The organism is Pseudoalteromonas sp. P1-25 (assembly GCF_001401805.1).
Taxonomy (GTDB): domain Bacteria; phylum Pseudomonadota; class Gammaproteobacteria; order Enterobacterales; family Alteromonadaceae; genus Pseudoalteromonas.
Map to the genome: position 1 here is coordinate 1 of NZ_LKDW01000026.1, position 12,095 is coordinate 12,095.

11 protein-coding genes are annotated in these 12,095 nt (G+C 41.4%); 10 read left to right on the top strand and 1 reads right to left on the bottom strand.

The genetic code is table 11. The annotated features are described in order from the left end of the window. Positions 1 to 262 precede the first annotated feature (262 nt). The 10 genes from AN393_RS14785 to adk all read left to right on the top strand — a co-directional run bounded on the left by AN393_RS14785 (position 263) and on the right by adk (position 11,297). Positions 263 to 1,090: a DUF692 domain-containing protein gene (locus tag AN393_RS14785; RefSeq protein WP_146258078.1), complete on the top strand. Its 828-nt coding sequence runs from the start codon at positions 263 to 265 to the stop codon at positions 1,088 to 1,090. 10 nt (positions 1,091 to 1,100) lie between these two features. Next, positions 1,101 to 1,853: a DUF2063 domain-containing protein gene (locus AN393_RS14790; protein WP_055018507.1), complete on the top strand. Its 753-nt coding sequence runs from the start codon at positions 1,101 to 1,103 to the stop codon at positions 1,851 to 1,853. Between the two features lie 71 nt (positions 1,854 to 1,924). Next, positions 1,925 to 2,047 (top strand): hypothetical protein, encoded by a 123-nt coding sequence (locus tag AN393_RS20680; RefSeq protein WP_004588125.1) that lies wholly within the window; start codon positions 1,925 to 1,927, stop codon positions 2,045 to 2,047. 172 nt (positions 2,048 to 2,219) lie between these two features. Further along, complete coding sequence (apt, locus tag AN393_RS14795; RefSeq protein ID WP_055015244.1) at positions 2,220 to 2,765, top strand: adenine phosphoribosyltransferase; 546 nt, start codon at positions 2,220 to 2,222, stop codon at positions 2,763 to 2,765. A 3-nt stretch (positions 2,766 to 2,768) separates the two neighbouring features. Continuing rightward, on the top strand, positions 2,769 to 5,231 hold the full coding sequence (dnaX, locus tag AN393_RS14800; protein ID WP_055018508.1) for a DNA polymerase III subunit gamma/tau: 2,463 nt from the start codon (positions 2,769 to 2,771) through the stop codon (positions 5,229 to 5,231). A 59-nt stretch (positions 5,232 to 5,290) separates the two neighbouring features. Continuing rightward, positions 5,291 to 5,617, top strand: a complete 327-nt coding sequence (locus AN393_RS14805) for a YbaB/EbfC family nucleoid-associated protein (RefSeq protein ID WP_055015242.1) — start codon at positions 5,291 to 5,293, stop codon at positions 5,615 to 5,617. A 5-nt stretch (positions 5,618 to 5,622) separates the two neighbouring features. Further along, the gene (gene recR / locus AN393_RS14810) at positions 5,623 to 6,231 is read left to right on the top strand and encodes a recombination mediator RecR (protein ID WP_055015241.1); all 609 of its coding nucleotides are present in this window, start codon (positions 5,623 to 5,625) and stop codon (positions 6,229 to 6,231) included. Between the two features lie 274 nt (positions 6,232 to 6,505). Further along, on the top strand, positions 6,506 to 8,410 hold the full coding sequence (locus AN393_RS14815) for an MFS transporter (RefSeq protein ID WP_055018509.1): 1,905 nt from the start codon (positions 6,506 to 6,508) through the stop codon (positions 8,408 to 8,410). Between the two features lie 145 nt (positions 8,411 to 8,555). Further along, complete coding sequence (gene htpG, locus AN393_RS14820) at positions 8,556 to 10,469, top strand: molecular chaperone HtpG (RefSeq protein WP_055015239.1); 1,914 nt, start codon at positions 8,556 to 8,558, stop codon at positions 10,467 to 10,469. A gap of 183 nt (positions 10,470 to 10,652) precedes the next feature. Then, on the top strand, positions 10,653 to 11,297 hold the full coding sequence (gene adk, locus AN393_RS14825; protein WP_055015238.1) for an adenylate kinase: 645 nt from the start codon (positions 10,653 to 10,655) through the stop codon (positions 11,295 to 11,297). A gap of 107 nt (positions 11,298 to 11,404) precedes the next feature. Here adk and tpx read toward each other — a convergent pair whose 3' ends face one another. Next, the gene (gene tpx / locus AN393_RS14830) at positions 11,405 to 11,992 is read right to left on the bottom strand and encodes a thiol peroxidase (protein ID WP_055015237.1); all 588 of its coding nucleotides are present in this window, start codon (positions 11,990 to 11,992) and stop codon (positions 11,405 to 11,407) included. Positions 11,993 to 12,095 lie beyond the last annotated feature (103 nt).

Here is a 12,095-nt window from a genome sequence, read left to right on the forward strand (position 1 = left end):
GACGCAAAAGGTAAAAAAGAAGGTAAGTGCGGCGAAGGCAAATGTGGCGGCGACGCAAAAGGTAAAAAAGAAGGTAAGTGCGGCGAAGGGAAATGTGGTGGCGACGCAAAAGGCAAAAAAGAAGGTAAGTGCGGTGAAGGTAAATGTGGTGGCCAATAACAGGCTGATTTAAGTACCTTACTTACGTTATGCTAAAAGGGCCAAAAGGCCCTTTTTGTTTTAGGAGATAATGATGAGAGCAACACAAAACTCAGCATTTGGGATGGTGGGCTTAGGTCTTCGTCGAGAGATGCTCGATGAACTACTTGCGCATACACCAAAGCAAATTGATTTTATGGAAGTCGCGCCTGAAAACTGGCTTAAGCTGGGAGGACGCTTTAAAAAGCAATTTAAAACCTTAACAGACGCCAATAATTTTGTTTGCCATGGTTTATCGCTTTCTATCGGGTCGCCTGAACCTCTTGATATTGAATTTGTTAAATCGCTAAAAACGTTTTTTGATCAGTACAACATTAAACTTTTCAGTGAACACCTAAGCTACTGCTCTGGAAAAGGGCATATGTACGATTTAATGCCAATCCCTTTTACTGAAGAGGCTATTGCGCACGTTGTACCTCGCATCAAACAAGTGCAAGATATTTTAGAGCGACAAATAGCCATTGAAAATGTCTCTTATTACGCGGCACCTGGCCAGCAGTTATCTGAGCTTGAATTTACCAATACGATTTTAGAGCAAGCAGATTGTAAACTACTGCTAGATGTGAACAATATTTATGTTAATTCAATTAATCATGGTTACAATGCTGAGACGTTTTTATTAGGGTTGCCTTCAAAACGTATTGCCTATGGCCACGTAGCTGGGCACTACAATGAAGCCGATGATTTAATTGTTGATACCCACGGCGCTGATGTTATTGACCCCGTATGGGATCTGCTTGATAAAGCGTACCAAGCGCATGGGGTGTTTCCTACCTTATTGGAGCGTGATTTTAATATCCCAAGTATAAATACACTTACAAAAGAGCTTGATATTATTCACGATTTACAAAATAAGCAGTTATGCGCATCGTCTTCTCAGCAATTAGCATAAAGGAAAAAACATGAGCTTTATTGACACTCAAAATGAGTTTATGGCGCACATACGAGAGCCTGAGCATAACCCAAAGCCTAAAGGTATTGAAGATAGACGTATGGCGATTTACCGCGACCTATTCTTTAATAATATTGCAGGGTTTATCTCATCTGGGTTTCCGGTGCTTAAAACGTTATACACACAACAGCAATGGCAAAAATTAGTAAGAGCATTTTTTAGTGAGCATGACTGCAAGTCACCTTATTTTTTAGACATAGCAGGAGAGTTTATTAATTACTTATCGAGCAGTTATACCCTGCAAGAATACGATTATGCATTTATGCTGGAGTTGGCACATTACGAGTGGATAGAGCTTGATGTTTCCGTGGCTAATGAAGATACCAGCGAGCAACGCTTAAAAAGTACTGAACTGACCAGCTCTGCACTTTACTTATCGAGTGTTGCACGTAATTTAAGCTACCAGTATGCGGTTCAACATATCAGCACAGAGTATATACCCAGCACGCCATCTGAGCAGCCTAATTACTTTGTTGTATACCGCGATGATAACGATGACGTGCAGTTTTTAGCTACGAATGCAATGACCGCTTTGCTACTTTCAATAATAGAATCAAATGCGGGCATTGAGTTTGAGAGTGTATGCCAGCAGGTTTTAGTTCATGCGCCTAATTTTAGTGAACAACAAATTGCGCAAGGTGCGTTAAGTACGCTTAATGCAATGTCCGAGCGCGGTATTATCGTGACAAAAAATCAACATTAAGGTCTTTATAGATTATTTTACTTCGTCTATCATGGCAGCCTTATTTGTCGTGCTTAAAAAAGGTTATACCAATGTCAGATGATAAAGACTTTAAAGATCCGTTTAACGCTACTTACTTTATTGCTTTTTTAGCAGTTTTTGTGGGTATTGGCTGTTTAAATGCGATTTTAGGCTGGATCACAAGCCTAACTTAAAGCTCCTAGCTCTATTAAGGCTGTTGTTTTTATCAGCCTTACGCTTCTTTTCTTCCTCCACTCGTATAATTTTCAAACCACCTCGGTATTAATAACAGCAAACTCGCATTTTAACGTCAGTTAAGGTTATAATCAGCTGCTTTGAAATATAAACTATTGAGCAATTAAACTTATGACTCAAGTAACACCCGCTATTATTAAAAACAGTATCGCAACCATTGCCGACTATCCTAAACCAGGCATTATGTTTCGTGATGTAACAACACTAATGGCAAATCCAGAAGCCTTTAAAGCAACAATCGATGCTTTTATAAACGAATATAAAAACCAAGGCTTTACAAAAATTATTGGAACAGAATCTCGCGGCTTTATTTTTGGTGCGCCGCTATCATACGCGTTAGGGATCCCTTTTATTCCTGTTCGTAAGCCAGGCAAGCTACCACGCGAAGTGATTCGCCAAGATTACCTACTTGAATACGGCGAAGACACATTAGAGCTTCATGTTGATGCGATTGTCCCAGGCGACAAAGTATTATTAGTGGATGATTTATTAGCTACCGGTGGCACAATTGAAGCCACAGCAAAGCTAGTTGCAAAATTAGGTGGCAAGGCCACTGATGCTGCGTTTGTTGTTTCATTACCAGAGCTTGGTGGTGAGCAGCGTGTAGAAAAAATGGGTATTAAAATCTTAAAACTTGTTGAGTTTGAAGGCGAGTAATTGATGAGTTATCAGGTTCTAGCTAGAAAGTGGCGTCCGCAAACCTTTCATGAATTGGTTGGCCAGTCCCATGTAAAGCAAGCGCTTGTTAATGCGCTTACGCAAAATAGACTGCATCACGCTTATTTATTCACTGGAACCCGTGGAGTGGGTAAAACAACCATTGCACGCATTTTTGCTAAAAGCTTAAATTGTGATGAGGGTATATCGGCATCTCCTTGTGGGCAATGTAGTAGTTGTACTGATATAGAAGCAGGGCGCTACATTGACTTACTTGAAATTGATGCCGCTTCTCGCACAAAAGTAGAAGATACTCGTGAAATTCTTGATAACGTTCAATATGCCCCCACGCGTGGACGTTATAAAGTATACCTAATAGATGAAGTACACATGCTCTCAAAGCATAGCTTTAACGCGTTATTAAAAACGTTAGAAGAGCCGCCAGAGCATGTGAAATTTTTACTGGCAACCACCGATCCGCAAAAGTTACCTGTTACCATTTTATCGCGCTGTTTACAGTTTAACTTAAATGCACTTTCGCAAAGCGAAATTAAAACTCAGCTTGAGCATGTACTTACTCAAGAGCAACTAAACTTTGATAAAGATGCGCTAAGTATTATTGCAAAAGCCGCCGATGGCAGTATGCGAGACGCCTTAAGCTTAACAGATCAAGCTATTGCGCAAACCAACGGCGACATAAACAACCAAGCCGTGCAAGCCATGCTTGGTTTAATGGACACACATTATAGCCAAAGTTTGCTTGCTGCTTTGTTAGCACAAGACGGTGGTGCACTCATGGGTGAAATAGCCCAAGTAGCGAGCCGAAACCCTAACTATATTGCACTACTTGATGATTTAATTGCATTAACTCACCTTATTCAGTTAACTCAACTGGTCCCGCAAGCAGCGCAACTTGATGATAAAAACGCCGATTATATTAGCCATGTTGCACAGCACACTCAGGCTCAACAAATACAGGTGTATTATCAGTTACTATTAAATGGTAAAAAAGACTTACAATGGGCACCAGAGCCTCGTTTAGGCTTTGAAATGATAATGCTACGTTTATTAGCATTTGAGTCCGCAGGTACAACACCTGCTCAATCGCTTCCTGGGGCAAGCAACACACAAAGTGCAGCAACGCCTGCGCCTACCAATAGTAAAGGCCGTGCCGATGCGCTGCGTGATATATTAAATAAAAATAAAACGCCATCGCAAAACGAAACCCCAGCTGCGCAACCAATGGTTGAGCATAGCCAAAGCACAGCACAAAGTCAAACAACTGATGAACCAGTAGCGCACCCGCCCACAGAGCAGCTAACACGCTCGCCAAGTGAGCAACACAGCAACAGCGTAACACCTGCGGCTCAAAGTCCCCAAAACGATATGCCGAGCCCTGTGCAGCAAAATGAACACATTGCTAAGAATGACGAGGCCGCTGAGCGTCAAAGTGAAGACGATGCATATTTGCAACACAGTAATATGGAGCAAAGCTTAGCTGCACAATTTGACGATGTTATGAGCAGTGCTGTAGATCAAGGTTATAACCCGGCACCTGTAGCGCCACATACACAATCCGCCGCTGAAAACGCCAATACTAAAGATAGCAGTGTGCGTGAACAAGAAGCTCAAGCACAATCAGCTATTGCGCGAATTTTACGTGATAGAAATATATCGGGGGCAGGCAGGCTTTCAGGGGAAAGTGTAAATACCACTGAGCATGCGCAAACACCAAAAGCGTCTGATCAAGCAGCGCCATTCATTGAAGAAACGCCACACAATACACGCTCGCAAGCGAGTGAGTCACAAAATGATTCACCGCCATGGCATGACCACGCGCAAGGTGACAGCGAAAAAAAGCCAGCGCTCCCAGTAACAGGGAGCCTAACGCCGGCTGAGCCAGTAACGCAAAGCCAACCAGTGCGTAAGGTTGATTTTAAAGAAAAGCATCAAACAATTACTGAAAACTTAGCCCCTGAGCTGCTTGAGCAAATTAACCCACAAAAAAAGCCAGAGGTAATAGAGCAAGAGCCTGCTATACCGGTTCCAGATGATTTTCAAAGTCCAATTAGCGAGATTAAATTTGCGCATCAGCAAGATGAGTGGGCTTATTTAATTAAGCGTATGGGGCTAGGTGGGCGAATGCGTCAATTTGCATTACACTCGATTTTTACCAAGCAAGGCGACAGTTTGCATATTGACGTGGATGAATCTCAAAAACACTTAGATACGCCCATGCTTAGGCAAAAGCTCGATGCAGCGTTATCAAGCATTTACGGACATAACGTATCGCTAAATATTAACTTTGCCAAAGGGGTGATTGACTCGCCTTATTTAATTCAGCAAAAAATTGATGCTGGGCGGCATCAGCAAGCTATTGATGTGATCACATCAGATGAAAACATAGTACAATTTCAGCAGCTATTTAGCGCCGAAATTGACGAAAACAGTATTCAGGCATTGTAATTAAATACAATCGCCCTTATCTTCATGACAACTAGAGTTTAAAAGAAAGAGAGAAAATTATGTTTAAAGGTGGAATGGGTAACATGATGAAGCAAGCGCAGCAAATGCAAGAGCGCATGCAAAAAGCCCAAGACGAAATCGCAACAATGGAAGTTGTTGGCGAAGCCGGCGCAGGCCTTGTAAAAGTAACCATGCTTGGTAATCATAACGTGCGTCGTGTTGAGCTTGATGATAGCCTGATGGAAGATGACAAAGACATGATTGAAGATTTACTTGCAGCAGCATGTAATGATGCTGTTCGTCGCGTTGCTGACGAAACGCAAGAGCGTATGAGTAAAGTTACTGGCGGTATGCAATTACCACCAGGTATGAAAATGCCGTTCTAATAAATATGCAACTTTCAGATAGTTTAACACAGCTTATAGAAGCGCTACGTTGCCAACCGGGTATAGGCCCTAAGTCTGCTCAGCGCATTGCATTTCATTTACTGGAACGCGACCGTAAAGGCGGGACCCAACTTGGTAACGCATTAACCAAAGCCATGTCTGCGGTTGGGCATTGTCAGTCGTGTCGCACCTTTACTGAGCAAGCTCAGTGTGATATTTGCTTAAGCACAAAACGCCAAGACAGTGGCGTGCTCTGCGTTGTTGAGTCGCCTACCGATGTGTTGGCTATAGAGCAAACAGGCCAATATCTTGGTTTGTACTTTGTATTGATGGGGCATTTATCGCCGATTGACGGGATTGGCCCCAAAGAAATTGGCTTAGATATACTTGAACAAAAGCTCTCGCATGGTGCAATTAACGAAGTGATTTTAGCTACCAACCCCACCGTTGAGGGTGAAACCACTGCACATTATATTGCCCAACTTTGCCATAAATATAAAGTTGGCGCTTCGCGTATAGCGCATGGTATCCCTGTGGGTGGCGAACTTGATTTAGTGGATGGCACAACGTTAATGCACGCATTTAGCGGCCGACGAGCGGTTGTGCAGGACTAGCATCACTATCTGAAATTGTTTTAAAAGCCTACATAGTAAAATATGTAGGCTTTTTTGTGTTTGCTCTTTTAATACCGTATAACGTGTGTGAGCTTAGCAGTAATCATATTTATTAATAAATGAGTTAAACTTGGCGTTGTTATGTTATAAATTATTGACTAACAACAACTAAATAGCGTGATTGTTGCACGGCACTTGCGCCCTAAAAGGCCACTCAAGTGGGCGAGTTGATATAAGCAAACATCAGGAATTTATCTGATTAGTAAGGAGTACTATGCAAAATAATAAACACGGGAATAAAGACGGTTTGCTCAGCAGTAAGCGTTTTTTACCGCTATTTGTAACGCAGTTTTTATCGGCTATGAATGATAATGTGTATAAGCAATCTGTGCTTATATTATTGGTGTTTCAAGCTACAACCCTAGGCGATGGTGCGCTATATTCAAACCTTGCAGCGGGCTTATTTATATTACCGTTCTTTTTATTTTCTGGGATGGCGGGGCAACTGGCCGAAAAAACAGAAAAATCAAAGCTCATACGGCTTGTTAAATTTTGCGAAATACCAATTATGGTTATTGGCGCGGCTTCTATTTTTACGCAATATGTGTGGCTAATGCTTACAACCGTGTTTTTTATGGGGCTGCAAAGTACCTTTTTTGGCCCACTCAAGTATTCTATTTTACCGCAGCACGTTGCACCCAACGAACTAACAAAAGCCAATGGCTTAGTTGAGTCTGCCACGTTTGTAGCCATTTTATTGGGCACTATTTTTGGCACCTATTTTATTACCCAAACAACAGGCCCAACGGTAATCAGCATCGCGGTATTAGTATTAGCTGTACTTGGCTTTTTAAGTAGCCGGTTTATTCCTATTAGTGAAGCGAACGATGCAAACTTGCGCTTTACCTATAATATTTTTACTTCCACTAAAGATGTATTTAAAGCGCTTAATGCTCAAACAGAATCGGTTGGTAAATCGGTGTTGGGTATAAGCTGGTTTTGGCTAATAGGTGCGGTTATTTTAACGGCATTACCTAATTACGTTAAGCATGTAATGGGTGGCGATGAGCTCGTTGTAACTAGTGCGCTGGTGGTGTTTTCGCTAAGCATTGCCGTGGGGTCTTTGTTGTGTGAAAAGCTCTCACGCTCACGTATTGAGCTGGGAATTGTACCTTTTGGCGCTATTTTAATAACGTTATTTTTGTATTTTTTAAGCCAAGAGCCGGCTATTAGTGAATATATCGCGCCCTCTGAAAATTTATTAACACTAAAGCAAGTGCTCAATACGGGCGATATGATATGGCATTTTGTTTGGATGGCAGGTATTGGTATTGCATCTGGTTTTTATACTGTGCCGCTGTATGCGCTTATTCAGCAGCGTACCGAGGAGGCAAGTCGTTCGCGAGTGATTGCTGCTAATAATGTGCTTAATGCGCTCTTTATGGTTGGCAGTGCCATATTAAGTATTGTAACGCTCTCTGTTTTACAGTGGCATATTTCGTCGTTACTATTACTTTTAGCGGGGCTTAATTTACTTATTTCTATTTATATTTACACTAAGGTGCCGGAATTTTTCTTGCGCTTTGTGATCTATATTTTAGCCATATGCATGTATCGTGTGCGCACAAAAGGACATGAAAATATTCCAAACGAAGGCGCAGCCGTTATTGTAGCTAACCATGTTAGCTTTGTAGATTGGATGTTTATTTTAGCCACTTCGCCAAGGCCTATACGCTTTATGGTGTTTGCGCCCATTTATCATTCAAAAGCACTGCATTGGTTATTTAAAATGGCAAAAGCTATTCCAATTGATAGCGAAAAAGCTAACCCAAAAGCGTTTGCAAAAGCATTTGATGAGGTTGCCGCAGCGCTTGAACGTGGTGAATTGGTGGGGATCTTTCCTGAAGGAAAACTTACCAGTAACGGTGAAATGGACATGTTTAGGCGTGGCATTGAGCGTATAATAGCGCGTACACCAGTGCCTGTTGTGCCCGTTCACTTAGGTGGCTTGTGGGGCAGTATGTTTAGCCGTAAAGCCAAATGGCAACTACCACGCCTTAAATGGTCATTAGTATCGGTGAGTGTGGGAGAGCCAATTGACGCAGAGCAGGTAAGCGCTAATTATTTACACGAACAAGTCAGCGCTTTAAAAGCCCAGTACGCTAAAAACACACCGTAATTTAACCCCAGCAGCCACATTTATATGTGGCTTTTTATTTATATAAGTGCAAATGCTGCTTTTTTAAATTTTTCCCTTGAAGTTACTCCACCTCACCCCATATTAAGTGCATAACGCAGACACTTTGCTAATTGGAGATACATAAATGACTGCAGCACAAAAAGAAACATTAGGCTTTCAAACAGAAGTAAAACAACTATTAAACTTAATGATTCATTCGTTATATTCGAATAAAGAAATATTTTTACGTGAACTTGTATCAAATGCATCAGACGCTGCCGATAAGCTACGCTTTTTAGCGCTTTCTAATGGTGACCTTTACCAAGGTGATGCCGATTTACATGTACGTATTAGCGCAGATAAAGAAGCGAACACAATTACCATTTCTGATAATGGTATTGGTATGACGCGTGAAGAAGTGATTAGCTCTTTAGGCACTATTGCTAAGTCGGGTACTGCTGAGTTTTTCAAAAACTTAACCGGTGACCAAAGCAAAGACTCTCAATTAATTGGTCAATTTGGTGTTGGTTTTTATTCAGCCTTTATTGTGGCTGATGAAGTGACAGTACGCACGCGTAAAGCAGGTGAAACACAAGCGTACGAGTGGCAGTCACAAGGTGAAGGTGAGTACACGTTACAAGAAATTGAAAAAGAAGGGCGTGGTACGGATATTATTTTACACCTGCGTGAAGAAGAAAAAGAATACGCGGATGAATACCGACTGCGTAGCATCGTTACTAAATACTCAGATCACATCTCTACACCTGTACAAATGTATAAAGCAGAAGTGCCTGAGTCTGAAGGCGAAGATGGCGAAAAAATCCCAGCCGTTCCAGGTGAGTGGGAAAGCATTAACCGTGCAACCGCTTTATGGACACGTGATAAGTCAGAGGTTTCTGATGAAGAATACAAAGAGTTTTACAAGCATGTAAGCCATGATTGGGAAGAGCCGTTAAACTGGGCGCACAATAAAGTTGAAGGTAAAACTGAGTACACAAGCTTATTGTACATCCCTAAAAAAGCGCCGTTCGATTTATGGAACCGTGAGCGCCAAAGTGGCTTAAAACTGTATGTTCAACGTGTTTTCATTATGGATGACGCTGAGCAGTTTATGCCAAGTTACCTGCGCTTTGTAAAAGGCTTACTTGATTCAAACGATTTACCGCTAAATGTATCGCGCGAAATTTTACAAGATAACAAAGTAACGCAAGCTATACGCAAAGGGTGTACGTCTCGTATTTTAAAAATGCTAGAGCGCATGGCTAAAAACAAAGCCGAAGACTATCAAACATTTTGGAACGAGTTTGGCCAAGTAATCAAAGAAGGCCCAGCAGAAGATACAGCAAATAAAGAAGCCATTGCTAAATTACTACGCTTCTCATCTACGCATACCGACTCAGAAACACAAGATGTATCGCTTGAGCAATACATTGAGCGCATGAACGATGAGCAAGATAAAATTTACTACGTAGTTGCTGATTCGTTTACTGCCGCTAAAAACTCTCCGCACTTAGAAATCTTCCGCAAAAAAGGCATCGAAGTATTATTACTAAGTGACCGTGTTGATGAGTGGATGATGAGCCACTTAACTGAATTTAACGAAAAATCGTTCCAGTCAATCACCCGTGGCGACCTTGATTTGGGTAAGCTTGACGACGAAGAAACGAAGAAAGCGCAAGAAGAGTCTGAAAAAGAAGTAGAAGGCTTAATTGAGCGCATTAAAACAGCGCTAGGCGAAGAAGTTAAGGAAGTACGCTTTACGCATCGTTTAACAGATTCTCCTGCCTGTGTTGTGAGCGATGAGAACGACATGAGCTCGCAAATGCAAAAGCTTATGGAGTCAGTAGGCCAACCTGTACCAGAGGCCAAGCCAGTGTTTGAGCTTAACCCTGAGCACCAGTTAGTTAAGCACTTAAACGATGAGCAAGACGAAGATAAGTTTGCACAGTGGTCTCATGTATTACTAGACCAAGCTTTACTTGCTGAACGTGGCACATTAAAAGACCCTACCGGTTTTGTAACACGTTTAAACAAATTAATGCTTGATTTGAATAAGTAAGGCTAACAGGCTCTTTTAAATGCTAAAATAGCTTAAAAGATAACCATAATTATAAAGGAAGCGTATGCTTCCTTTTTTTATGCGATCTAAAGTAGGTAATTAGTATAAGTTGCTTGAGTATCTGCAGCGCTTGTGGAAGAATTCAGGCTTTAAAAATAACTATCCATACTAGGGGACAATGATATGCGCATTATTCTTTTGGGCGCGCCAGGTGCTGGTAAAGGTACGCAAGCTCAGTTTTTAATGGACAAATACGGTATTCCACAAATTTCTACCGGTGACATGCTTCGTGCAGCCATTAAAGAAGGTACACCACTTGGTTTAGAAGCTAAAAAAGTAATGGATGCAGGTCAGTTAATTTCTGACGATATCATCATTGGTTTAGTTAAAGAGCGTATTGCTAAACCAGATTGTGAACAAGGCTTTTTACTTGATGGCTTCCCACGTACCATTCCACAAGCAGATGCAATGAAAGAAAATGGCGTTGTGGTTGATCACGTTATTGAGTTTGACGTTGCTGATGAAGTAATTGTTGAGCGTATGGGTGGCCGCCGTGTGCATCCTGGTTCTGGCCGTGTTTATCACGTTGTTTACAACCCACCAAAAGTGGAAGGTAAAGATGATGAAACAGGCGAAGAACTAATTATCCGTGCAGATGACACGGAAGAAACAGTTCGCAAACGTTTAGGTATTTACCATGAGCAAACTATGCCATTGGTTGATTATTACCAAGCTGAAGCAAAAGCGGGCAACACGCAGTACCATAAACTTGATGGTACGCAAGCTGTTGAAACAGTAAGCCAGCAACTAGCAGAGCTTTTAGGTTAATATAATCTAAACACAGCTTAGGTATTAAAAAACCGCCCTCAGGCGGTTTTTTTGTATTTATTAGCTTTTAACAATTTTAAATTAAACCATTTGGTAAAACTTAGTACCTACAACGCTTTTAACTTTTCTATTACTGGGTCGTAGCTTGGCTCGGTTGATAAATTAGGCACGAGTTGTTTGTATATCACTGTGTGGCTCTTATCTAAAATAAATACGGCGCGGGTAAGCAGGCCCATATCTTTTATAATTAAGCCATATTTTTGGCCAAAGTCTCGCCATACAGAGTCAGAAAGGGTTGTTACTTTGTCGATGTTTTCAGCATTACAAAAGCGTTTTTGAGCAAAAGGTAAATCGGCGCTAATTGTCAGCATCGCAACAGCAGGAAATTGCGTTGCCACTTTTTCGTTGAAATGCTTTGTTTGTAAGCTACAAATACCTGTATCTAAACTTGGTACCACGCTAATCAATACTGCTTGCCCTTTATAATCATCAAGATTTACAGGAGCAAAACCACCATCAACTACTTTAAAATTTGGCGCATTATCACCTACACTTACACCTTTACCTAACAAGGTGACAGGTTTACCCTGAGCAGAGACCTTACCTGCATCAAGCGTGTTTTCGGGGTACTGTGATGCGTGCCCAACTGAGCTTAAAGCAAGCGTGCTTAGTGCAAAAATAAGAGAGCGTACCATAGGTTATTTCCTTTTAAATTAACGCAATAGGTTTGAGTGTATTATACTGAATATCACTAACCAAGCGATTAAATATCACTGTAAAAGTAATAATAAGTTCTGT